Below are 23,929 nucleotides of genomic sequence, written 5' to 3'. Positions count from 1 at the left end.
ACTGCCCGGCACTCCCCGTGACGACCACGGACGACAAGCATCGAACTGCAGGACATGTGCGAACCGAGGAGAGACGGCGATGACCACAACCGTGACAGTCGGCGACCAGGTCACCGAGGCCTGGCGAGGGTTCGCCGGGACCACCTGGCGCGACCGGATCGACGTGCGCGACTTCATCCAGGCCAACTACACCCCTTACGAGGGCGACGCGTCCTTCCTGACCGGCCCCACCGACCGGACCCGTGCGGTCTGGGGGAAGGTCAGCTCGCTGTTCCCGGAGGAGCGGCGCCGGGGCATCCTCGACGTCGACACCGCCACCCCGTCCACCATCACCTCGCACGCGCCCGGCTACATCGACCGCGACCGGGAACTGATCGTCGGTCTCCAGACCGATGCCCCGCTCAAGCGCGCGATCATGCCGAACGGCGGCCTGCGGATGGTGGAGAACGGGCTGCGGGCGTACGGCTACGAGGCCGACCCGTTCGTGACCACGGTCTTCGGCACCTACCGCAAGACCCACAACGACGGCGTCTTCGACGCCTACACTCCCGAGATGCGCGCCGCCCGCAAGGCCGGCGTCATCACCGGACTGCCGGACGCCTACGGCCGCGGCCGGATCATCGGCGACTACCGGCGCGTGGCCCTCTACGGCACGGACCGGCTGATCGAGGACAAGAAGGCCGAGCGGGCCAAGCTCGACGCCTGCGCCTCCGGCACCGAGGTGATCCGGGACCGGGAGGAACTCGCCGAGCAGATACGGGCGTTGGGCGAGCTGACGCAGATGGCCGCGACGTACGGCTGTGACGTCTCCCGTCCCGCCGCCACCGCCCACGAGGCCGTGCAGTGGCTCTACCTCGGCTACCTCGCCGCGGTGAAGGAGCAGAACGGCGCCGCGATGTCGCTCGGGCGCGCCTCCACCTTCCTGGACGTCTACCTCCAGCGGGATTTGGCCGACGGCGCTCTCGACGAGACGCGCGCCCAGGAGCTGATCGACGACTTCGTGATCAAGCTGCGGATCGTCCGGTTCCTGCGCACCCCCGAGTACGACGCCCTGTTCTCCGGCGACCCCACCTGGGTGACGGAGTCCATCGGCGGCATGGGCGAGGACGGCCGCACCCTGGTCACCCGTACCTCCTTCCGGTTCCTGCAGACCCTGTACAACCTCGGCCCCGCCCCCGAGCCCAACCTGACGGTGCTGTGGTCGCCCCGACTGCCCGCCGGATTCAAGGAGTTCTGCGCCCGGGTGTCGATCGACACCAGCGCCGTCCAGTACGAGTCCGACGAGCTGATGCGCCCGCGCACCGGCGACGACACCGCGATCGCCTGCTGCGTGTCCGCGATGCAGGTCGGCCGCCAGATGCAGTTCTTCGGCGCCCGCGTCAACCTCGCCAAGGCCCTGCTGTACGCGGTCAACGGCGGCCGCGACGAGATGACCGGCGAACAGGTCGCCCCCGTCGCGCCCCCGCTGACCGGGGCGTACCTCGACTACGAGGAACTCGCCGCGGCCTACGACCACGTCCTGGACTGGCTGGCCCGGACGTACGTCAACGCGCTCAACGTCATCCACTACATGCACGACAAGTACGCCTACGAACGCATCGAGATGGCCCTGCACGACTACCCCGTGCACCGCTTCATGGCCTGCGGCATCGCCGGCCTCTCGGTCGCCACCGACAGCCTGTCCGCCGTCAGGTACGCGCGGGTGAAGGTGTTCCGGGACGCCACCGGCCTGGCCGTCGACTTCCGCACCGAGGGCGACTTCCCGGCGTACGGCAACAACGACGACCGCGCCGACGGCATCGCGGTCGGCCTGGTGGAGTCCTTCATGGCGAAGGTCCGCCAGTACCCCACCTACCGGGGCGCCGAGCACACCCAGTCGGTCCTCACCATCACCTCGAACGTCGTCTACGGCAAGCACACCGGCAACACCCCCGACGGACGCCAGGCCGGACAGCCCTTCGCTCCCGGCGCCAACCCGATGAACGGCCGCGACCGCCACGGCGTCGCCGCCTCCGCCCTCTCGGTCGCCAAACTCCCCTACGAGCAGGCCCGCGACGGCATCTCCCTGACCACGACCATCACGCCCGAGGGCCTGGGCCACAACCCGGCCGAACGCGCGGGCAATCTGGTGGGCATCCTCGACGCCTACACGGCGGCCGGCGGCTTCCACATGAACGTCAACGTCCTCGACCGCGCGACGCTGGAAGACGCGATGGAACACCCGGAGAACTACCCGGACCTGACCATCCGGGTCTCCGGATACGCCGTCAACTTCGTCCGCCTGACCCGGGAGCAGCAGCTCGACGTGATCAGTCGCACCTTCCACGGATCGCTGTGAGCACCGAGGTGCGGGGCCGGATCCACTCCTGGGACCTGTCCACCGGCGTGGACGGTCCCGGGACCCGGTTCGTCCTCTTCGTCTCCGGCTGCCCGCTGCGCTGCCTGTACTGCGCCAACCCCGACACCTGGCACATGCGCGACGGCAAAGAGACGACCGTCGATGAGGTGATGACGGAGATCGAGAAGTACCGCGCGTTCATCACCACGGCCGGCGGCGGAGTCACCCTCACTGGCGGCGAACCGCTCCTCCAGTCCGCCTTCACCGGCGAGATCCTGCGCCGCTGCAAGGAGGCCGGCCTGCACACCGCCCTCGACACCTCCGGATTCCTCGGCGCCCGCGCCACCGACGAACTCCTCTCCCACACCGACCTGGTCCTGCTGGACATCAAGTCCTTCGACGTACCCACCTACCACGCCCTCACCGGCGGCGAACTCACCCCCACCCTGAACTTCGCCACCCGCCTCGACCACCTCGGCGTACCGATGTGGATCCGCTACGTCCTGGTTCCCGGCTGGACCGACGACCTGCCGCGCGTGGACGCCCTGGCCCGTTTCGTCGCGGGCCTCGGCACGGCCGAGCGGGTGGACGTCCTGCCCTTCCACAAACTCGGCGCCGCCAAGTACGACGCCCTGGGGATCCCCTTCCCGCTGCGCGACAATCCGGTCCCCGACTCCGACCTGACCGAGAACGTCCGCGCCCGCTTCTGGGAGCACGGCGTCGCCGCCTACTGACCGCCGGTCCAACAGGCCTTGGGGGACAGGGCCGTTCAGCCCCATGGCGACAGACCTTTGGCATCCGGCGGTGTCCGGTGCGCGGCACGAGAGTAAGTGACGTCAGGCAACGCCCCCGAACGCCCCGAAGGGAATCACGATCATGGCCGTGCACGAGCACCCGCACCGGACTTCCGGCTTCCACCTGCCGTCGTTCCGCAGGGCCCGGACCGCATCCGCATCCGAGCCGGCCGTGTCGGAGGTCACCGACACGCACACCGCGCAGGCCTACGCCTTCGCGTCCCTGCGCCTGCTGACCGGGTTCGTCTTCCTGTGGGCGTTCCTCGACAAGACCTTCGGCTTCGGATACGCCACCCCGTCCGGCAAGGGCTGGATCGACGGCGGCTCGCCGACCAAGGGCTTCCTCGGCTCCGTCGCCGCCGGGCCGATGGAGTCCACCTTCCACTCCTGGGCCGGCGACACCTGGGCCGACTGGCTGTTCATGCTGGGCCTGCTCGGTATCGGCCTCGCTCTGGTCGCGGGGGTCGCGCTGCGGCTCGCCGCCGTCGCGGGCACCGTGATGATGGCGCTGATGTGGATCGCCGAATGGCCGCCCGCCAAGCACCTCTCCGACGGCTCGCCGAGCATGTCCACCAACCCGTTCGTCGACTACCACGTCATCTACGCCGTCGCCCTGATCGTCCTGGCTGCTGTCGCTGCAGGCAACGCCCTGGGCCTCGGCCGGCTCTGGGCCAAGCTGCCGGTCGTCCGCGACCACGGCTGGCTGCGCTGACCGACGAGACGCGGTGGGCCGCCCTCGGCCCACCGCGCTGTGCCGCGCAGGGGACGGCCGGACCCGAATGGGGACCAGTGGCCCCTGCCCGAAAAGACACCCGAAGACGACGCTGGAATCGCGTCCCCCGCCCCAGGAGGCAGAGACCATGGATGGAACCATCACGATCGGCCTCGACGGATCACCGGAGAGCCGGGCCGCCGCGGAATGGGCAGCCCGTGAGGCGAAGCTGCGCGGCCTGGCCCTGAAGATCGTCCATGTCTGGGAACCGGTGCCCGACCCGATGGCGCAGGCGCCGCTGGTCGGGGCCGAGACCCAGCAGCACTGGACCGAACGAATACCGCGCGAAACCGCCGACGGGCTCCGCCGGCGCCACCCCGGCGTCGGGGTGACCGTCGAGCAACTGTCGGGCACGCCCGGTGACGTGCTCGCCGAGGCGGCGAAGGACACCGAACTGCTCGTTCTCGGCTCACGCGGCCTGGGCGGCATCGGCGGCTTCATGATCGGCTCCGTCGGACTGAGCGCCGTGGCCCACACCGGGCGCCCCGTGGTCCTGGTCAGGGCCGGGGAGCAGGCCGTCGACGAGCATGAGACGAACCCGGCGGGAGTCACCTCCGTCGCGGCGCCCTTCCGGCCCGTCGTCCTGGGCCTGGACACCGACCACCCCGACGACACGCTGATCGAATTCGCATTCGAGGCCGCAAAGCTCCGCGCCACTTCCCTGCGCGTCGTGCACGGCTGGTTCCCGCCGCCGTACTACGCGTACGGGATGCCCGTGAATCCACCCCTGCACGAAGCGCTCTCCCTGAGCGAGCAGGAGGCACTCGCCGAGGTGCTGCGCCCCTGGCGCCAGAAGTACCCGGACGTCGAGGTCGTGGAGGAGTCCCACTACGGCAGCGCCGCCGTGCTACTCGTCGACGCGGCACAGACGGCGTCCCTCGTGGTCGTCGGCCGGCGCATCCGGCGCAACCCCCTCGGCGCCCACATCGGCCACAGAACGCACGCCGTGCTGCACCATTCCACCGCCCCCGTCGCCGTCGTCCCCCACGACTGACCCCCCGATACTCCGAGGAGAGAACCACCATGAAGGCAGCGGTCGTACGAGCCTTCGGCGAGCCCCTGGTCATCGAGGAGCGCCCCGACCCCGAGCCCGGCCCCGGGCAGGTCCGGATCCGTGTCGAGGCCTCCGGCCTGTGCCACACCGACATCCACGCCGCGCACGGCGACTGGCCCGTCAAGCCGACCCCGCCGTTCGTCCCCGGACACGAGGGCGTCGGACTCGTCGAGAAGCTCGGCGAGGGCGTCACCCACCTGGTCGTCGGGCAGCGGGTCGCCGTGCCCTGGCTGGGCAGGGCCTGCGGGCGGTGCGAGCACTGCCTGTCCGGCTGGGAGACCCTGTGCGAGCAGCAGGTCAACACCGGTTACGGCTGCGACGGCGGGTACGCCGAGAAGATGCTCGCCTGGGCCGACTTCGCCCAGCCCGTGCCCGACGGCGTCAGCGCCGTCGACGCCGCCCCGCTGACCTGCGCCGGCGTGACGACGTACAAGGCGCTCAAGGTCGCCGGCGTGCGGCCGACCCAGCTCGTCGCGATCTCCGGGATCGGCGGGCTCGGCCATCTCGCTGTGCAGTACGCGAAGATCGCCGGCGCCACGGTGGCGGCCATCGACGTCACCGACGAGAAGCTCGAACTCGCCACCGCGCTCGGCGCGGACCTCGTCATCAATGCCCGCAAGGTCGACGTCGGTGAGGTCCTCAAGCGGCACGGCGGAGCGCATGCCGCGATCGCGCTCGCGGTGAACGACGCCGCCTTCGAGGCCGTCAACTCCGGCCTGCGGCGCGGCGGCAAGCTGGTCATGGTCGCGCTGCCCGCGCACGGCACGGTCCGCGTCCCGATCTTCGACACCGTCCTGAACGGCACGAGCGTCATCGGCTCGATCGTCGGCACCCGCCAGGACCTCGCCGAGGTCTTCCAGCTGCACGCCGCCGGACAGACCCAGGTGATCTGCGAGACCCGCCCCCTGACCTCCGTGAACGAGTCCATCGACGAGGTGCTGCGCGGCGAGGTCAAGGCCCGGATCGTCTTCGACATGAACGCGGGGCGGTGACGACGATGGACCTCCCACTCGTCGTCGGCGTCGACGGCTCCGAGCCCAGCCTCCGGGCCGTCGACTGGGCGGCCGACGAGGCCGCCCTGCGCGGGGCACCGCTCCGGCTGGTGTACGCCTCTCTCTGGGAGCGGTACGAGGGTTCCTCACTGGCCAAGGACCTGGGCAAGCCGTCCGAGCAGGTCATGGCCGAGGACATCGTCCGGACCGCCGCACAGCGGGCCCACCTGCGCCAGAGCGGTGTCAAGATCTCAACCGAGGTGCTGCCAGAGGAACCCGAGTACGCGCTGGTGCATGAGAGCCGCAGCGCCTCCGCGCTGGTGCTCGGCACCCGTGGCCGCAGTGGGTTCGTCGACATGCTGCTCGGCTCGGTCAGCCTGGCCGTCGCCGCCCACGCGGCCTGCCCGGTGATCGTGCTGCGCGGCAGTCACGACAACCAGGTCCGTGCGGGAGACCACGGCCACGTCGTTCTGGGCGTCGGTGAGCACGGGACGGATTCCGCCGCCCTGCGCTTCGCCGTCCAGGAGGCGAGGCTGCGCGGCGCGACCCTGGACGCCGTACGGGCCTGGCGGTGCCCGGCTCACGAGACCACCGACCATCCCCTGCTCGCCGGTGAACCCGCGCGGCTGCACGAACAGCACGCCGCCGAGGTCCTCGCGGACGCGCTGAAGGACGCACCTGCCGGCGTGAAGGTGCGTCCGCGTACGGTCGAGGGCCCGGCCCGTCGACTGCTCCTGGCCGCCTCTCACGAGGCCGACCTCCTGGTGGTCGGCGCCCGGCGCAACCCGGAGCACCTCGGACTCCAACTGGGGCGCGTCGCACATGCGGTGCTGCACCACTCCGCCTGCCCGGTGGCCGTCGTACCCGAACAGGCGTGAGCGCGATGGCCGGTTGCTCAGCGACCGGCCGCCTTCTCGCCGACCGTGCCGCTTCGGCCACCCGCTGAACCCTTCGGCCGCCAAGGCCCCTTGGCGGCCATCACAACGACGACTTCCGGAGTGTCATCCATGTCCACGGTCGAGAACCAGGACGCCACCGCACTGTCCGACGACGAACTGCGCACCCTGGACGCGCACTGGCGGGCCGCCAACTACCTCGCGGCGGGTCAGATCTACCTGATGTCCAACCCGCTGCTCACCGAGCCGCTGCGGCCGGAGCACATCAAGCCCCGCCTGCTCGGCCACTGGGGTACCTCGCCCGGCCTGAACCTCGTGTACACCCACCTCAACCGGGTGATCAGGGCGCGCGGTCTCGACGCGCTGTGCGTGTGGGGGCCGGGCCACGGCGGGCCGTCGGTGCTGGCCAACTCGTGGCTGGAGGGCAGTTACAGCGAGACCTACCCCGACATCTCCCGCGACGCGGAGGGCATGGGCCGGCTGTTTCGGCAGTTCTCCTTCCCCGGCGGGGTGCCCAGCCACGTGGCCCCCGAGACCCCCGGCTCCATCCACGAGGGCGGCGAGCTCGGCTACTCCCTCTCCCACGCCTACGGCGCCGCCTTCGACAACCCGGACCTGCTGGTCGCCTGTGTGATCGGCGACGGCGAGGCGGAGACCGGGCCGCTGGCCGCCTCCTGGCACTCGAACAAGTTCCTCGACCCGGCGCACGACGGCGCCGTCCTGCCGATCCTGCACCTCAACGGCTACAAGATCGCCAACCCGACCGTGCTGTCTCGTCTCCCCGAGGCCGAACTCGACTCGCTGCTGCGTGGATACGGGCACGACCCGATCCATGTCACGGGCGACGACCCGATCAAGGTGCACCGGGCGATGGCGGCGGCGATGGACGACGCGCTGGACCGGATCGCCGTGATGCAACAGACCGCCCGTGAGGGCGGTGTCACCGAGCGGGTGCACTGGCCGGTGATCGTGCTGCGTACGCCGAAGGGCTGGACGGGTCCGGCCGAGGTGGACGGCGTGCCCGTCGAGGGCACCTGGCGGGCCCACCAAGTTCCGCTCGCCGGCGTCCGCGAGAACCCCGAGCACCTGCGGCAGTTGGAGGCCTGGCTGCGCTCCTACCGGCCCGAGGAACTCTTCGGCCCGGACGGACGCCCCGTTGCCGACGTCCTGGGCCTGATTCCCGAGGGCCCCCGGAGGCTCGGCGCCTCGCCGTACGCCAACGGCGGTCTGCTCGTCCGCGACCTGCCCATCGCCGACCTCGACGACTTCGCCGTCCCCGTCGACAAGCCGGGCAGCACCCTGCACGAACCCACCCGAGTCCTTGGCGACCTCCTCGCCCAGGTCATGAAGGACACCGGCAAGCGAAGGGACTTCCGGCTGGTCGGGCCCGACGAGACCGCCTCCAACCGGCTCCAGGCCGTCTTCGACGTCAGCGGTAAGGCCTGGCAGGCTCAGTACCTCCCGGTGGACGAACACCTGGAGCACCACGGCCGGGTGCTGGAGATCCTCTCCGAACACACCTGCCAGGGCTGGCTGGAAGGCTATCTCCTCACCGGCCGGCACGGACTGTTCTCCTGCTACGAGGCGTTCGTGCACATCGTCGACTCGATGGTCAACCAGCACATCAAATGGCTGAAGACATCGCGGGAGCTGCCGTGGCGCGCCCCGATCGCTTCGCTCAACTACCTGCTGACCTCGCACGTCTGGCGTCAGGACCACAACGGCTTCTCCCACCAGGACCCCGGCTTCGTCGACCACGTCCTCAACAAGAGCCCCGAGGTCGTCCGCGTCTACCTGCCCCCGGACGCCAACACCCTCCTCTCGGTCGCCGACCACGCACTGCGCAGCCGGGACTACGTCAACGTCATCGTGGCCGGCAAGCAGCCCTGCTTCGACTGGCTCTCCATGGACCAGGCCCGTGTGCACTGCGCGCGCGGTGCCGGGATCTGGGAGTGGGCCGGCACCGAGAACGGCACCCGCGAGCCCGACGTCGTGCTCGCCTGCGCCGGTGACGTGCCCACCCAGGAGATCCTCGCCGCCGCCCAGCTGCTGCGCCGCCACCTCCCGGAACTCGCCGTCCGCGTGGTCAACGTGGTCGACATGACCCGGCTGCTGCCGCGCGAGGAACACCCGCACGGCATGACCGACTTCGAGTACGACGGCCTGTTCACCGCCGACAAGCCGGTGATCTTCGCCTACCACGGCTACCCCTGGCTGATCCACCGCCTCGCCTACCGCCGCACCGGCCACCGGAACCTGCACGTGCGCGGCTACAAGGAGTCGGGGACCACGACCACGCCGTTCGACATGGTTGTCCGCAACGACCTGGACCGCTACCGGCTGGTCATGGACGTCATCGACCGGGTCCCCCGTCTCGGCGTCCGCGCCGCTGCCGTACGCCAGCAGATGGCCGACGCGCGCACCCGCCACCACGCGTGGATCCGCGAGCACGGCACCGACCTGCCCGAGGTCGCCGACTGGACCTGGAACGCCTGAGCACCACCGACCCCGTAAGGAGTTCACCGCCATGACCGTACGTGTCGGCATCAACGGCTTCGGCCGCATCGGCCGTACCTACCTGCGCGCCGCCCTGGACCGTGCCGAGGCGGGCACGCAGGACGTCGAGGTGGTCGCGATCAACGACGTCACCTCCCCCGCCACGCTCGCCCATCTGCTGGAGTACGACTCGACGTTCGGGCACATCGGACGCGACGTCCTGCACGACGACAACTCCATCACGGTGGACGGCCGGCGCATCGCCGTCAGCTCGGAGCGGGACCCGGCCGCCCTGCACTGGTCGGACTACGGCGCCGGGATCGTCGTCGAGTCCACCGGCCGCTTCCGCGACCGCGACTCCGCCGCCCTGCACCTGAAGGCGGGCGCCCACACCGTGCTGCTGTCGGCGCCGGGGAAGGACGTCGACGCCACCATCGTGATGGGCGTCAACGACGCCTCCTACGACGGGCATCAGCACCGGATCGTCTCCGCCGCGTCCTGCACCACCAACTGTGTCGCCCCGATGGTGAAGGTCCTCGACGACGCCTTCGGTATCGAGCGCGGCGTGATGACCACGATCCACGGCTACACCAACGATCAGTCCCTCCTCGACGGCCCGCACAAGGACCTGCGGCGGGCTCGCTCGGCCGCCCTGAGCATCATCCCGACCAGCACGGGTGCCGCCCGCGCGGTGGGCCTGGTGGTGCCGGAACTCGCCGGGGCCCTGGACGGGATCGCGGTGCGAGTACCGGTGGAGGACGGTTCGCTCACCGACCTGGCGGTGGTGCTCGGCCGGGATGCGAGCGTGGACGAGATCAACGCCGTGTTCGAGGCGGCCGCGGACGGACCGCTGAACGGCATCCTGCGAGTGTCCAAGGCCCCGATCGTCTCCCGTGACGTCATCGGCGACCCCTCCTCCTGCGTCTTCGACCCGGCCCTCACCCAGGCCAACGGCACCCTGGCCAAGGTCTTCGGCTGGTACGACAACGAGTGGGGCTACACCAACCGGCTCCTGGATCTCACGGCCCTGGTGGCCGACGACTGACCCGTGCGGCCGGGCCCCGCGGAGCGGGGGAAGGGGCGGTCGGCTCAGGCGTGAGGGCCGACCGGCCCCGGTCCGCTCCCGCTGTTGCCGGGCGCGAACGGAAGCACCCCGTCGACCTCGAAGAACTGGAACGACTGCTGCTACGGCTGTCCCGGTTGGACACCGACCTGCTGCTCGCCGAGGTGAAACTCTCTCAACCTGAGGCACAAGTCGCGCGCAGCGGGCAAGCTGTTGACCTCGGCATGCCGACCGTTGCACACGTCGTGGCACGCACCACCTGTATACCGCGCCAGGGGCACCTGTGATCGTTCTCGATACCAACCAGCTCGATGCAGCGGCGTTCCCTCACGGGGCGATTCTGGGAATGCTCCGCAAAATCGCAGAAATACACAAGCTGTCTCTAGTCATACCCGAAATGGTTGCCGTTGAGCACACGGCCCATCACCGGCACGATGTCGAGTTGGCCATCCGCGACGCACGCAAAGCGCTCTCCACGCTCGACAAAACCTACGGCCAAGATCTGACGTCACACGTGAGCGGCCTATCAGCTGACGAGGCTGCAGACCGACGGCGCAGTGCTCTGGAAGAGATCTTCACCATCCTGCCAACTCCTGCCGGAGCAGCGGAAGAGGCACTCAAACGGGAAGCGAATCGGCAGCCACCCGCAAACCAGGTTTGGGGCGCCAACGGCAAGCCGGTCAAAGCCACCGGGGCTCGCGATGTCACGATATGGCTCACCCTTCTGGAAACAGCGGCTGCGCACGACGAAGACGTCTGGTTCCTCAGCATGGACGGTGACTTCGGCAAGAGCGACTTCCATCCTCTGCTCCGCGAAGAGGCCGAACAGAAACTCGGGGAGAAGGCCGCGAGGCTCCGGCTGCTGCCCGGAGGTATCGAACAGCTGCTCAGTGAGCTGGTCGAGCCCGTCGAGGCTCCTGAGAACCTTGAGGAACTACTCAACGGCCCAGTCGTCGCCCACGCAGTCAACATTGCCTTGATGGGCGGTGCCCTGTTCTTCCGCCTCCTGCCAGCTCTGTCATCTGACGTCGACGACCCTGGTGGATACTTCAAGTCGTCCGGAATACTTCTGAAACTGAGGCGTCTCAAGAAACACCGCACCTACCGAGTCGAAGACCGTATCTGGGTCAGTGCACAGCTGGACTGGCAGGGTGCCAAGATCTTTGAACATCTCCAAGGTCAATCCGCTGAGACCGTCTGGGCCGAGGAAGTCAACTTCGCCTTCGAAACGACTGTTCTTCTGGAGGTCCAAGACGCTCGCGCCAGGTCGGCCGAAGTCGTCTCTGCAGGGGCCCCGGCTGTCAGTGACACGCATCAGCTCGTCGATCCAGGTGACCAGGGCATCGGCTGGGCACTCGTCCGGCATGCCGAATCCGCTCCCTTGAGGCTGGTCAGGATGCAAATTGACGAGCGGTGATCTTCCGCAACGCCCTGGCCATCGACGAGATCGGTCAGCGGCTGCTGGAAGAGCGCTGGACGATCGGTCCCGACGGCCTGGCCAGCATCTCGTCGTACCTGGCCGAGGGCATCAACCGCGGGCCTTGGCCAGGCCGCCTGACCGTCGGCTTGCGGGCATGTAGGGCGGTCCGTCACCGAGCACCCGTCGTATCGGGGCCCGGTATCGGATTCGTCATCTTCGGTGGTGGCAGTCGGGGAGGCGGTGGACGCCGGTGAGGGATTTCAGCGGGGCACGCTGCGGCTGCACATCCTGCACCACGCGGTGCAGGAGAAGATCCATGGTGCGTGGATGGTCGAGGAACTGGCCGGCCAGGGCTGCCAGATCAGCCTCGGCGCGCTGTACCCCACGCTGCACTGGTCGGACGGCCTGCTGGTCCCTGAGCACGGGTGGTCGGCGTCCGTACCCGCCGCGTCTACTGGGCCACCGAGCGGCGGGGAAGGCGGCGCCGGCCCGTGAGGTCCTGCCCACCGACGACCAGCCCCGCCACCAGCCGGACAGTCCGTTTTCCGGTGCGGCGGACAGGTCCCTTCACGGCTCAGCCGGGAGCGTGCCGTCGCCTACCGGCAGAGGTCGAACCGCTCGCGGAGGTCGGGTACTCGGTACAGACCCGGGCTGCGGACACATGGCGAGGCCCCAGGCCGTCCCTCGGCCCGGAGCCTCTGATCCGTGACTGACTCAGCTGGTCTTGTGGCCCCATCGCGGTCCCACCAGATCCCATTCCCGGTCCCATTCGTCGAAGCGGCGGCAGTCGAGCCGCCACCGGGCCACCGCACCGGCGCCGAACACCAGTCCGGCGAGTGCGAGCGCGGCCGTGGTACCCAAAAACCCGGACTCGATTGTGGCCTCCGCGGAGCCCGTCGGCGCGAGGGCGAGCTGGCCCTGGCCGTCCTGCCAGACCGTGACCTTGGCGCCGGCCTTGAGCCCCGTGCTCACAAGCGTCCTGCCCGTGCGGATCGAACCGTCGGGTGTCGTCCAGCGCACCGACGCTGACCGGCGATCGGTTCCGCCGAGCGCGCCTGTGCTGCGCGGGACGTCGTTCAGGAGCTCGGCTCGGACGGAATGCCGTTCCGTTCGCTGCCGCGCGAACATCTCGTCCGCGGTAGAAGCCGTGACCAGTCCGGTGACGGTGCCGCCCACAGCGACGACCGTCCACGTGGCCAGCACGATCCACGCCTCGACGATGTCATGGCGCCGCCGCAGCGGATTGTTCCGCCACCGCCACAGCAGTTTCCTTGGGTACCCGGTCCTGGGCATCGGTCCGCACCTCCTTCTCGTCGTCGGGGCGACACGTCCGAAGATGACAGCCGCGACCCTGCCGCCACATGGGCCGACCAGGTGCCGCAGAGAGGCCGCTCGGGACCAACTCCGCAAGCGGACAGGGCCGTTCAGCCCAGGAGGCGACGAGATCCGTCGGACTCCCGCTCATATCCATCGGCTTCTGCCGGCGGCGGGGCGGGGGTGTCGATGACTGCAGGGGCAGAGCGCGAGCGGTCCGGCGCCGGAGCCTGGGTGTTCAACCTGCAGGTCGCACTGACCCGTTTCGGATGGTCACCAGCCACCCGCCTGCTGAACGGCCCCTGGGACCCCGTGTCGCTCGCCACCGGGCGGCCCACCGAGCCCACGGCCCGAAAAGTCCCCGTTCGGCAGGTCGGACAGGACTCGCGGGCCCGCTGCGGCACCGGGCGACGGTAGGGGGCCGTCTGGCGGGGGACAGGGTCCGGACCGGCCCAAGCGGCGCGCACTGTCGCTGGTCAAGCTGGGATCTGTGGAGCGATCTCGCTCGCTTGGCACTCGACGGGCGGAAGGTGAGGAGCGTCATGAAGGATCACGTCTTCCATGGCCCTGGGCAGTCCGCGCCCGCACTATCGGCGGACGCCTTCCCCACCACGAACGAGGTGGGAGTGCCCGACGGGCACGTGTGCCCGGGCGGCACCGTCGCCGTCGATCTGGCCGGGTCCCGGCTGGAAGCCGCAGGGCGGCTCGCCTCCGACACCGTGGCCGATGCCCGGACCCCCCCCAGGGCAGCTGATCGCCAACCTCACCGACGTGTTCACCCGGCCGCCGACACCGGCGCGCTCAAGGCCGTAGCCGAGGAGAAGCCGCACGACGACGTCCCCGTCCGAGCGGCTGCCTGACGAAAGGATGTGACGGCAATGACCGAACAGACACAGACGAGGCTGACGGGGGGCTCGCCCGCGGGTGACCTGGGCCGCCGACTCGCCGCACGTCGCGTCGAACTCGGCCTGTCCCGAGGAGAGGCCGCCGCCCGGGCCGACATGGCCACCGGCTATCTGCGGCACCTTGAACAGCACCCCGGTGCCGCGCCGAGCCGCGGTGCGCTGCTCAAGCTGGCCGCTGTGCTGGAGACCACGGTCTCGGCGCTCACCGGGGGCGACGTCGATCTTCCACCGGGTACCGGACAAGCGGCGCCCGCCCCCGAGTTCACCGAACTCAGCAGGACCGAGTGCGGCGACCTGCTCTCGACTCACGGGGTGGGACGGCTCGCCGTGTCCACGGCCCTGGGGCCGGTGATCGTGCCGGTCAACTACAGCGTCGTCGACGGGACGATCGCCTTCCGGACGGTCCGCGGCGCGACCCCGTCGCTGGCGTCGGGCCGCCCGGTCGCCTTCGAGGTGGACCGTATCGACGACGTGTTCAGCCAGGGCTGGAGCGTGCTGGTACGCGGACACGCACACCTGGTGACGGACCTCGGCGAGCAGCTCCGACTGGCGGAACAGGCCCACAGCACCCCATGGGCGGGCGGTCGTCGCGAACTGTGGGTGCGTATCGATCCGTTCGCGGTCACGGGACGCCGGATCTCGGTCTGATCAGGGGCCTGACTCAGAGTGGCCGGGGACCGGTGGTCCCCGGCCGCAGGCCTCCGGACCGTTCCAGGACTGACGAGTGCAGGAGAGTTCGTCGGGTCCCGTCGTCAGCGGCACGGATGCAGCCGACCGGGCCGGTCGGGAGGCTGTGCTGTACGAGATGCTCCTCCGTGTGCTGTCGGAGGGGGAGCAACATCCGCCTGCTCATGTACCAGCGAGCGGGGACGGATCGTCACGGAGGCGGCTGGGGCGTCGCGATTCCGCTGCCCACCAGCTAGGCCTTCGCCATCACACAGTTCCTCGTTCGCGCCGATCGATCACGAACCGCATTTCCTGGGTCTTGCCGCGGTCCGGGGCCGGGTCTGTGGGCTGTTGGTCACGGGGTGGGGCCGTTCGGTCTGGTAGCGGGTCGCGTCGGTGTCTGTCTCGGTCGCCGGCCTGGTCGGCGCGTCGTCGCCGACCAGGTCTGTGCACACCGCGGATTCAGGCCGTCCGGGAGCCCTCCCCCGCGCTGCCGGGGTCGGCTTCGCGGTGGGACCGCCGGGTTCCGCCGCGCCACGGCGGGGCCGCCTTCCGGTCGCCGTCGTCCCAGGAGTGGGCGGCCCTGTCGATCTGGCCGCGCAGCCTGTCCTGGAGCCGGTCGACGGCCTCGGTGCCCGTGGCCTCCTCGGCCTGGGCGGTCACCTGGCGACCGCCGACGTGCAGGTCGGCCGTTGCCAGCCACGGGTGGTCGGCGTGGCGAGCGCCCGCCCGCACGATGCGCACGACTCCCGTGACGGCCGGCAGTCCCGGCCTGCTCACGACGGCATCGATCTTCGTACGGGCGTACGCCAGAGTCGCTTCGTCCACGGGGCCGTCGGAACGCAGCCGCACGGTGGGCGTCGCCTGGGCGTGGTCGGTGGTCATGGGTGTTCCTCCATCGGACATCGGAATGCTGGGGGACTCGAACGTTCGGCGTGATTCAGGCAGCGGTGCCGGGGAGCCACAGGTCGGGGCCGAAGACCTCGTAGCGGATGCGCCGTGCGGACACCCCGGCGGCGAGCAGCTGTCCGCGCACCGCGCGCATGAAGGGGAGCGGGCCGCACAGGAACACCGTTGCCCCGTCAGGGAGTTGGATGCCGTCCAGGTCCATCGGGCCGGTGCGGGCCTCGGGTTCCTCCGCTCCCGGGCGCTCGTACCAGAAGACGGCGCGGGCACCCGGAAGCCGTCCGACGAGGTCGTGTGCCTCGGCGCGCAGTGCGTGGTCGCCGGGGGAACGGTCGGCGTGCAGGACCAGCAGCGGACGGGTCGAGCCGAGGGCGGCCAGGTGGGCCAGGATGCCGGTCATGGGCGTGCAGCCGATGCCCGCCGAGACCAGCACGAGCGGGGTCGTGGCGTCGGCCGGGCCGTCGAGGAAGACGTCTCCGAACGGCGCGGACAGCATCAGCTCGTCCCCCTCGCGGACGCGGTCGTGGAGCAGGGCGGAGACCTCGCCGTCCGGCCCGGCTGCCTCGCCTCCCAGCCGCTTCACGGTGATCCGCCGCAGATCTCCGCCCGGGTCCGAGGACAGGCTGTACTGGCGCAGTTGGCGGACCCCGTCGGCCATGCGCAGACGGACGCTCACGTACTGGCCCGCGCGGGCCCGCGGCGCCGGTCCGCCGTCCGCCGGGCGGAGCAGGAAGGACACCACGTCGGGGGTCTCGGTGCGACGCTCGACGACCGTCCAGGGACGCCAGATCTCGCCCGGCCGGACGCCCGCGTCCTGGTAGAGGCGGGCCTCCTGGGCGATCAGGGCGCCGGCCATCAGCCAGTAGACCTCGTCCCAGGCGGCCGCCACCTCCGGCGTGACCGCCTCGCCCAGAACCTCGGCTATCGCACCGAACAGGTACTTGTGCACGATCGTGTACTGGTCGTCCGTGACGCCGACCGCGGCGTGCTTGTGGGCGATCCGGGCCAGGAGTGTGTCCGGGCGGGTGTCCGGCTCGTCGAGCAGCGCGGTCGCGAAGGCGGCGATCGATCCGGCCAGGGCCTGGCGCTGTGCACCGCTGGCCTGGTTGCCGCGGTTGAACATGCCGTCGAGCAGTTCCGGACGGTCGTGGAACATCGTGGCGTAGAAGCGGGTGGTGATCTCGTCGAGTGCTCCGGCCACGGCGGGGAGGGTGGCCCGGACGAGGGCGGCGGATTCTGCGGACAGCATGGAAGACCTCCCGGAAAGGGCGACTTGAAAGGGAAGAGGGAGCCGCATCGATCTGGGCGGCGATCTCTGTGTAGCAGGCGCCTGACCCTGTTTCGGCGCCGTACGAGGGCGGTGGTCCGAAGAGGGGCCGAAGGGCCCGTCACCTGGGGAGGACCGGCCCCGCCGGGTTCCTTCCACCAGGGCCGGACGGCTCTGCGGTATCGGCCCGTCGGCCCCTGTCACGACCGGCGCCCTGAACGGACGCCGGTGCGACGGCGGCGCCGATGCGCGCTACGGCCGTGCCGCCTGCTCATGGGCGGGACGGTCCTGCGTACGGCCGTAGTAGGCGAGGCGCATGAGCTCCTGCATGTCGTCGAGCATTGGCATCCGCGGGTTGGCGGGCGCGCACTGGTCCTCGTAGGCGTTGAGGGCCTGCTGGGGCAGTGCGTCGAGGAACACGCGCTCGTCGACGCCGAGGGCCTGGAACGTCGGCTCGATGCCCACCGCCTCGCGGAGCCGCTCCACCGCCGACGCCAGCGACTCGACGCCCTCGGCGGGCGTGCTGGCGGGCAGGCCGAGAGTGCGGGCGATGTCCTGGAAGCGTTCCGGAGCACGGTAGTTCTCGTACTTGGGCCAGCCGGTGAGCTTCGTGGGGACGGTGCCGTTGTAGCGGATGACGTGCGGCAGCAGCACGGCGTTGGTGCGGCCGTGCGCGATGTGGAAGGTGGCGCCGAGGGTGTGGGACATCGCGTGGACGATGCCGAGGAAGGCGTTGCCGAAGGCCATGCCCGCGATGGTGCCGGCGTTGTGCATCTTCTCCCGGGCCCTGGGCTGTGCCGCGCGGTCGTTCACCGCGGCCTCGATGTTCTCGAAGATCAGTCGGATCGCGTGCAGGGCCGGGCCGTCGGTGAAGTCGTTGGCGTAGACCGACACATACGCCTCGATGGCGTGGGTGAGGGCGTCGAAGCCGCTGTCGGCGGCCAGTGCCCGGGGCAGCCCGGTCGTGAGCAGCGGGTCGACGATGGCCACGCTGGGGGTGAGCGCGTAGTCGGCCAGCGGGTACTTCTTGCCGGTGGCGGGATCCGAGATGACGGCGAACGGGGTCACCTCGGCACCGGTGCCGGAGGTGGTGGGGATGCACACCAGGCGGGCCAGCCCGCCCAGTGTCGGGAAGCGGAAGGCGCGCTTGCGGATGTCGGAGAACTTGTGCCGCATGTCGGCGAAGTCGACGTCCTTGCCCTCGGCCTGCTGCTCGTACAGCAGCCACATCACCTTGGCCGCGTCCATGGGGGAGCCGCCGCCCAGCGCGATGATGGTGTCGGGGCGGAAATCGCCCATCAGCCGGGCGCCACGCCGCACGGAGTCGATGCTGGGCTCGGGTTCGACGTTGTCGATGACCTGGATGGTGACCGGCTCCCGGCGCCGTCGCAGCACACGCTCGACCCGGTCGACGAGGCCGAGGCGGGTCATCGTCGCGTCGGTGACGACGGTGACGCGGTGGACGTCCGGCATGGAGGTCAGGTAGCGGATGGACTGCGGCTCGAAGTAGATCTTCGGTGGGACCTTGAACCACTGGAGGTTGTTGTGGCGCACCGAGACGCGCTTGACGTTCAGGAGCTGGGCCGCGGAGACGTTGTTGGAGACCGAGGTACTGCCCCAGGAGCCGCATCCCAGTGTCAGTGACGGGAGCAGGCTGTTGTAGATCCCGCCGATCGCGCCCTGCGACGAGGGTGAGTTGACGATGATCCGTACGGTCTTCATGCGTCGGCCGTACGCCTCGGCCAGGGCGCTGTCCTCGGTGTGGATGACGGCGCTGTGGCCCTGCCCGTGAAAGTCGACCATGTCGGCGGCGAGGTCGAAGCCCCGCTGCTCGGAGTCGGCGCGCAGGACGGCGAGGACCGGGCACAGTTTCTCCCGGGTGAGCGGTTCCTGCGGGCCGACCTGATCGGCCTCGACCAGGATGAGGGACGTGTCGGCCGGTACGGTGAACCCGGCCCGCTCGGCGATCCACGCCGGGCTCTGGCCGACGGCCGCGGAGTTCACCTTGGGCTCGCAGCCGGCCACCGTGGCCTCGCCGGCCGACCGGGAGGCCGGGAACAGGAACGCCTCCAGCTTCGCCTTCTCCTCGGCGGTCGCCACGTGGGCGTGCAGCGTGCGGAATTCGGCCAGGGCGGCGTCGTAGATCTCCTCGTCCAGGATGACGGCCTGTTCGGAGGCGCAGATCATGCCGTTGTCGAACGACTTGGACAGCACCAGGTCGTTGACGGCCCGGCGCAGCCCGGCGCTCTTGTGCACGTACGCGGGGACGTTGCCGGCGCCCACGCCCAGGGCGGGCTTGCCGGCCGAGTAGGCGGCCTTGACCATGGCGTTGCCGCCGGTGGCGAGGATGAGCGAGACACCCGGGTGCCGCATCAGGGCGCCGGTCGCCTCGACGGAGGGGGTTTCGATCCACTGCACGCAGTGCTCGGGCGCACCCGCCGCGACCGCCGCGTCGCGCACGACACGGGCCGCCTGTGCGCTGCAGCGCTGGGCGGAGGGGTGGAAGGCGAACACGACCGGGTTGCGGGTCTTCAGCGCCATCAGCGCCTTGAAGATCGTGGTGGAGGTCGGGTTGGTGACCGGTGTGACCGCGCACACGACGCCGACGGGCTCGGCGACCTCGATCATGTCGTCGATGTCGTCGCGGGCGATGACACCGACCGTCTTCATCGGGCCCATGCTGTGCGTGACGTGTTCACAGGCGAACATGTTCTTGGCGGCCTTGTCCTCGAAGACTCCGCGTCCGGTCTCGTCCACGGCGAGTCGCGCGAGCGCGGTGTGCTGGTCCAGGGCGGCGACCGAGGCCTTCTTCACGATGTGGTCGACCTGCTCCTGGTCGAGCGCCTCGTAGTCGGCCAGTGCCTTGAGTCCGTTCGCCACAAGCCGGTCCACCGCGATGGCGCTGTCGGACGGCGCCTCGGTGAGTCCGGTGGTCTCGCTGCGGTCGTCGTGGCGGGTCATGGTGGGCGAGCCTCCGTCGTCGAGAGACCGCCGCCGCAGGGGCGGCGGCGCGGGGTGAGAGCACGGGGTGGGAGCGGCACCGCGGGGGATCGGTACCGCTCCCACCAGTAGCGTCTCTCTTCAGCGCGGCCCGCCCCCAGGTCCCGCCGGTCCCTTCGGAGGGCTGACCGGTCCCGAATCGATGCGGACGTTCAGCCCGTTGACAACGCCGACCACTCCGTCCACCCGATACGTCAGCCGGATCGCGAGCGGGATGTCGTCCCGTTGGCTGACGGCCCCGGCGAGCGTGACCATGCCGTCCCGGACCGACACGGTCACAGTCTCGGCCGGCAGGCCCAGGGCACGGGTCACCACCTCGTCGGACACCTCCTGGCGGATCTCGTCGTCGGTGCGCAGGAAGACACGCAGCAGATCCCGGCGGGTGGCGATGCCGATCAGCCGGTCCTCCTCGTCGACGACCGGGAGGCGTTCGACGCCGTGACGCTCCATCACGCGCGCGGCGTCCGCGATCTGCTGTTCCGGATGCACGGTGACCGCGGGCGTCGTCATCAGTTCCTGTGCGGTGCCGGCCCCGGCGCGGGTGACCGCGGCCGCCCGACGGGCCCCGCGCCTCAGCGGAGGGATGCGGAGCCTTCCCGTCCGGCCGGATGCGGACCTGGTTGCCTGGTGCCGGATCAGATCCGTCTCGGAGACGACGCCCACGACCTTGTCGTCGTGATCCACGACGGGCAGCCCGCTGATCCGATGCCGGTCCAGCAACCGCACCAGATCCTTGAACGACGTGTCCCGGTGCGCCTCGACGACGTCGCCTGTCATCACCTCACCGACGATGCGGGCCATGGCACCCACTTCCTTCCTCATCCGGTGTCCAGGTCGGGTCGTCCACCGGATCTGCGTGCGGGGCGGGCCGTCGCCGGCCGGATCCGATACCTGGTTCAAGGCTCCCTCCCGCGCCTCGTGCCGAGCAGGGCCGAGTGTCCTGTGCGGAGGGTCCGACCCGCCCACGGCTCGGTGGGCGGGTCTCCGGGACCCGGGAGCAGAAGGTCCCGCTGCCGTCGGTGCGGGGCCGTTCCGCCACGGAGCCCGACCCTTGTCACCTGCTGTCGCTCGTCCCCGTCCCGGGGAGCGCGGCCCGTCCTGCCTCCAGGCGGGCGACCGGGACGCGGAACGGCGAGCAGGAGACGTAGTCGAGGCCGGCCGCATGGAAGAAGTGGACCGAGTCCGGATCCCCGCCGTGTTCACCGCAGACGCCGATCTTCAGGTCAGGTCGCCGCGCGCGCCCCTCGTCGACGGCGATCCGCACCAGCCGGCCCACGCCCGTGACGTCCAGCGTCTCGAACGGCGAGGCGGCGAAGATGCCCTTGTCGAGGTAGGCGGAGAAGAACGCCGCCTCGACGTCGTCGCGGGAGAAGCCCCAGGTGGTCTGGGTGAGGTCGTTGGTGCCGAAGGAGAAGAACTCGGCCTCCTCGGCGATCCGGCCGGCCGTGAGCGCGGCCCGGGGCAGCTCGATCATGGTGCCGACCGGGCAGTGCACCGGGACGCCGGACTCCTCGGAGACCTCGGCAAGGACGCGTTCCACCTCTTCGCGTTCGATCCGCAGCTCCTCGACCGCGCCGACGAGCGGCACCATGATCTCCGCCTCGGGGGAGCCCCCTGCCCTCGTGCGCGCCACGACCGCCTCGGCGATCGCCCGCACCTGCATGGCGACCAGCCCCGGCACGACCAGGCCCAGGCGTACACCGCGCAGGCCGAGCATCGGGTTCTCCTCGTGCATGCGGTTGACGGCGTCGAGCAGCTCGGTGTCGTGCGGCTCGGGCACCGCGCCCCGAGCCTCGGCGGTGGCGATGCGCACGGCGAGGTCGGTCCGGTCGGGCAGGAACTCGTGCAGGGGCGGGTCGATGAGCCGGATGGTGACCGGCAGGCCGTCCATCGCCTCCAGGATGCCGATGAAGTCCTGGCGCTGGAGTGGCAGCAGCGCGCCCAGAGCCGTCGCGCGCTCGGTCTCGTCGCGGGCCAGGATCATCGCCTCGACCAGCTTGCGGCGCTCGCCGAGGAACATGTGCTCGGTTCGGCACAACCCGACGCCCTGCGCGCCGAACCGCCGGGCCCGGGCGGCGTCCTCGGGCGTATCGGCGTTCGCCCGCACCTCAAGACGCCGCACGCCGTCGGCCCGCTCCATGGCCCGGGCCACGGCGTCGACCAGTCCCGCCGACCGCTCACCGGTCTCGAAGTACCGCATCACCTCGGAGTCGACCAGCGGCGCGGCACCCAGGTACACGGCGCCCCCGGAGCCGTCGACGGAGACGACGGTGCCCTCCTCGACGACGGTGTCTCCCACGGTGAAGCGCCGCGCCGCGGTGTCCACGGAGAGCTCCTCGGCGCCGCACACGCACACCCTGCCCATGCCGCGGGCGACCACGGCCGCGTGGCTGGTCTTGCCGCCCCGGCTGGTCAGCACTGCCTGTGCGGCGATCATGCCGGGGAGGTCGTCGGGGGTGGTCTCCTGGCGTACGAGGACGACCTTCTCGCCCGCGGCGGCGCGGCGGACGGCTTCGGCCGAGTCGAACACGGCGGCGCCCACGGCCGCACCCGGCGAGGCCGGCAGACCGTGCGCCAGCGCCTCGCCGACGTCCGCGGTGTCGAACCGGGGGAACATCAGCCGGGCGAGGCCGTCCCCGCTCACGCGGGACAGACCCTCGTCGGCGGTGATCAGGCCCTCGTCGACCAGCTCGGCGCCGATGGCGAACGCGGCTTCGGCGGTGCGCTTGCCCACCCGGGTCTGCAGCATCCACAGCCGGCCGCGCTCGATGGTGAACTCGATGTCGCACAGGTCGCGGTAGTGGGTCTCCAACGTCCGCAGGTGGCCGAGCAGTTGGGTGTACGAGGCCGGGTCCAGTTCCTCCAGGGCGGTCAGCGGGACGGTGTTGCGGATGCCGGCGACGACGTCCTCGCCCTGCGCGTTCGCCAGATAGTCCCCGTAGAGGCCGGGCAGTCCCGTGGCCGGGTCGCGGGTGAAGGCGACGCCGCTGCCGGAGTCGGGGCCGAGGTTGCCGAAGACCATGGTCTGCACGTTGACCGCGGTGCCCAGGTCGTCGGCGATGTGCTCGCGGCGGCGGTAGACGCGGGCGCGTTCGCCCTGCCAGGACTCGAAGACGGCGAGGACGGCCCGGCGCAGCTGCTCGTCCGGGGACTGCGGGAAGTCCTCTCCGGTCTCCTGACGGATGATGTCCTTGTACGTCCCGACGAGCCCCGCCAGGTCCGCCGCGTCCAGGCCCAGGTCGTTCGCCGCGCCACGGTCCCGTTTGAGGTCGGCCATGGCGTGCTCGAAGAGAGCGCCGTTGACCCCCATGACGGTGCTACCGAACATTTGTACGAGACGACGGTAGGAGTCCCAGGCGAAGCGTTCGTTCCCGGACACCTTCGCCAGGCCGAGGACGGACTCGTCGTTGAGTCCGATGTCGAGGATCGTCTCCATCATGCCGGGCATCGAGAACCGCGCCCCGGAGCGGACGGACAGCAGCAGCGGGTCGTCGGACCGGCCCAGCCGCCGTCCGGCCGCCCGCTCCAGGGCCGTCAGGTGCTCGGTGATCTCGCCCGCCAGACCGTCCGGCTCGGCGCCGGTGGCGAGAAACGTCCGGCAGGCCTCGGTGGTGACGGTGAAACCCGGCGGGACGGGCAGCCCCAGCCGGGTCATCTCGGCCAGGTTGGCCCCCTTGCCGCCGAGCAGGTCGGCCTTGTCACGGCCGCCCTCTGTGAAGTCGTACACGTAACGGATCATGACGCCGGTCTCCTCCGTCGGTCTCAGGGCGGTGTACAGCTCCAGCGTCGGGCCGCCGGGATCGCGGGGGCAGGTGCTGTCGGTCCCCGCCACTGGGCCGACCGGCCCAGGCGGGAGCGGGAGAACTCGGCATGGTTCGTCACCGTGTCCTACTGCCGACGGTCGCTGTGGTCGCCGTGGTTGCCGTGGCAACGAGAGGCCCTCCCGGACCGACGGCCCCAGGATCCATGCGGCCCCGCGCGCAAGGGCCCCGTCGGACCTCCGCCCGACCCCCTCGGCTCATGCGCGCCGGCCTGAGCCGGAGTTG

General features: G+C 70.5%; 19 protein-coding genes. 13 read left to right on the top strand and 6 right to left on the bottom strand.

Annotated features, from left to right (window positions below; translation table 11 throughout):
- Positions 1-79: 79 nt before the first annotated feature.
- The 11 genes from pflB to ACFZB3_RS37435 all read left to right on the top strand — a co-directional run bounded on the left by pflB (position 80) and on the right by ACFZB3_RS37435 (position 12,320).
- Positions 80-2,338 carry a formate C-acetyltransferase gene (gene pflB / locus ACFZB3_RS37485; RefSeq protein WP_391384210.1) on the top strand — a complete coding sequence of 753 codons (2,259 nt, stop codon included), beginning with the start codon at positions 80-82 and terminating at the stop codon, positions 2,336-2,338.
- Positions 2,335-3,072: a pyruvate formate-lyase-activating protein gene (gene pflA / locus ACFZB3_RS37480; RefSeq protein ID WP_391384208.1), complete on the top strand. Its 738-nt coding sequence runs from the start codon at positions 2,335-2,337 to the stop codon at positions 3,070-3,072. The genes pflB and pflA overlap by 4 nt, the downstream gene beginning before the upstream one ends.
- Before the next feature lie 142 nt (positions 3,073-3,214).
- A complete protein-coding gene (locus ACFZB3_RS37475; protein ID WP_391384206.1) occupies positions 3,215-3,844 on the top strand; it encodes a hypothetical protein in 630 nt (209 codons plus the stop codon).
- Positions 3,845-3,992: 148 nt separating this feature from the next.
- Entirely contained in the window at positions 3,993-4,898 is a 906-nt protein-coding gene (locus ACFZB3_RS37470) for a universal stress protein (RefSeq protein ID WP_391384204.1), read from the top strand.
- A gap of 29 nt (positions 4,899-4,927) precedes the next feature.
- Positions 4,928-5,950, top strand: a complete 1,023-nt coding sequence (gene adhP, locus ACFZB3_RS37465) for an alcohol dehydrogenase AdhP (RefSeq protein ID WP_391384201.1) — start codon at positions 4,928-4,930, stop codon at positions 5,948-5,950.
- Between the two features lie 5 nt (positions 5,951-5,955).
- Entirely contained in the window at positions 5,956-6,828 is an 873-nt protein-coding gene (locus ACFZB3_RS37460; RefSeq protein WP_391384198.1) for a universal stress protein, read from the top strand.
- Positions 6,829-6,957: 129 nt separating this feature from the next.
- The gene (locus tag ACFZB3_RS37455; RefSeq protein ID WP_391384195.1) at positions 6,958-9,342 is read left to right on the top strand and encodes a phosphoketolase; all 2,385 of its coding nucleotides are present in this window, start codon (positions 6,958-6,960) and stop codon (positions 9,340-9,342) included.
- 31 nt (positions 9,343-9,373) lie between these two features.
- Positions 9,374-10,387 carry a type I glyceraldehyde-3-phosphate dehydrogenase gene (gene gap, locus ACFZB3_RS37450; protein WP_391384192.1) on the top strand — a complete coding sequence of 338 codons (1,014 nt, stop codon included), beginning with the start codon at positions 9,374-9,376 and terminating at the stop codon, positions 10,385-10,387.
- 301 nt (positions 10,388-10,688) lie between these two features.
- Positions 10,689-11,822 (top strand): PIN domain-containing protein, encoded by a 1,134-nt coding sequence (locus ACFZB3_RS37445; protein ID WP_391384189.1) that lies wholly within the window; start codon positions 10,689-10,691, stop codon positions 11,820-11,822.
- Entirely contained in the window at positions 11,819-12,079 is a 261-nt protein-coding gene (locus tag ACFZB3_RS37440) for a hypothetical protein (protein ID WP_391384186.1), read from the top strand. The genes ACFZB3_RS37445 and ACFZB3_RS37440 overlap by 4 nt, the downstream gene beginning before the upstream one ends.
- Positions 12,048-12,320, top strand: a complete 273-nt coding sequence (locus ACFZB3_RS37435) for a PadR family transcriptional regulator (protein WP_391384184.1) — start codon at positions 12,048-12,050, stop codon at positions 12,318-12,320. The genes ACFZB3_RS37440 and ACFZB3_RS37435 overlap by 32 nt, the downstream gene beginning before the upstream one ends.
- A gap of 219 nt (positions 12,321-12,539) precedes the next feature.
- On the opposite strand, the gene ACFZB3_RS37430 is transcribed toward ACFZB3_RS37435, so the two are convergent.
- The gene (locus ACFZB3_RS37430; RefSeq protein ID WP_391384180.1) at positions 12,540-13,118 is read right to left on the bottom strand and encodes a hypothetical protein; all 579 of its coding nucleotides are present in this window, start codon (positions 13,116-13,118) and stop codon (positions 12,540-12,542) included.
- 563 nt (positions 13,119-13,681) lie between these two features.
- Here ACFZB3_RS37430 and ACFZB3_RS37425 point away from each other — a divergent pair.
- Together ACFZB3_RS37425 and ACFZB3_RS37420 are read left to right on the top strand one after the other, a co-directional pair.
- The gene (locus tag ACFZB3_RS37425; protein ID WP_391384177.1) at positions 13,682-13,999 is read left to right on the top strand and encodes a hypothetical protein; all 318 of its coding nucleotides are present in this window, start codon (positions 13,682-13,684) and stop codon (positions 13,997-13,999) included.
- Between the two features lie 18 nt (positions 14,000-14,017).
- Complete coding sequence (locus ACFZB3_RS37420) at positions 14,018-14,692, top strand: pyridoxamine 5'-phosphate oxidase family protein (protein WP_391384173.1); 675 nt, start codon at positions 14,018-14,020, stop codon at positions 14,690-14,692.
- Positions 14,693-15,172: 480 nt separating this feature from the next.
- On the opposite strand, the gene ACFZB3_RS37415 is transcribed toward ACFZB3_RS37420, so the two are convergent.
- The 5 genes from ACFZB3_RS37415 to ppdK all read right to left on the bottom strand — a co-directional run bounded on the left by ACFZB3_RS37415 (position 15,173) and on the right by ppdK (position 23,622).
- Positions 15,173-15,595: a hypothetical protein gene (locus ACFZB3_RS37415; protein WP_391384170.1), complete on the bottom strand. Its 423-nt coding sequence runs from the start codon at positions 15,593-15,595 to the stop codon at positions 15,173-15,175.
- A 55-nt stretch (positions 15,596-15,650) separates the two neighbouring features.
- On the bottom strand, positions 15,651-16,865 hold the full coding sequence (locus tag ACFZB3_RS37410) for a globin domain-containing protein (protein ID WP_391384167.1): 1,215 nt from the start codon (positions 16,863-16,865) through the stop codon (positions 15,651-15,653).
- A 270-nt stretch (positions 16,866-17,135) separates the two neighbouring features.
- Positions 17,136-19,844: a bifunctional acetaldehyde-CoA/alcohol dehydrogenase gene (gene adhE, locus ACFZB3_RS37405; RefSeq protein ID WP_391384163.1), complete on the bottom strand. Its 2,709-nt coding sequence runs from the start codon at positions 19,842-19,844 to the stop codon at positions 17,136-17,138.
- A 120-nt stretch (positions 19,845-19,964) separates the two neighbouring features.
- Positions 19,965-20,684, bottom strand: coding sequence for a CBS domain-containing protein (locus ACFZB3_RS37400; RefSeq protein WP_391384161.1), 720 nt, complete (start codon positions 20,682-20,684; stop codon positions 19,965-19,967).
- Between the two features lie 253 nt (positions 20,685-20,937).
- Positions 20,938-23,622 carry a pyruvate, phosphate dikinase gene (gene ppdK, locus ACFZB3_RS37395; RefSeq protein ID WP_391384156.1) on the bottom strand — a complete coding sequence of 895 codons (2,685 nt, stop codon included), beginning with the start codon at positions 23,620-23,622 and terminating at the stop codon, positions 20,938-20,940.
- Positions 23,623-23,929: the final 307 nt, after the last annotated feature.

Origin of the sequence: Streptomyces sp. NPDC008092, assembly GCF_042957285.1 — a bacterium.
Lineage (GTDB): Bacteria > Actinomycetota > Actinomycetes > Streptomycetales > Streptomycetaceae > Streptomyces.
This window is presented reverse-complemented; position numbering and strand designations above follow the sequence as displayed.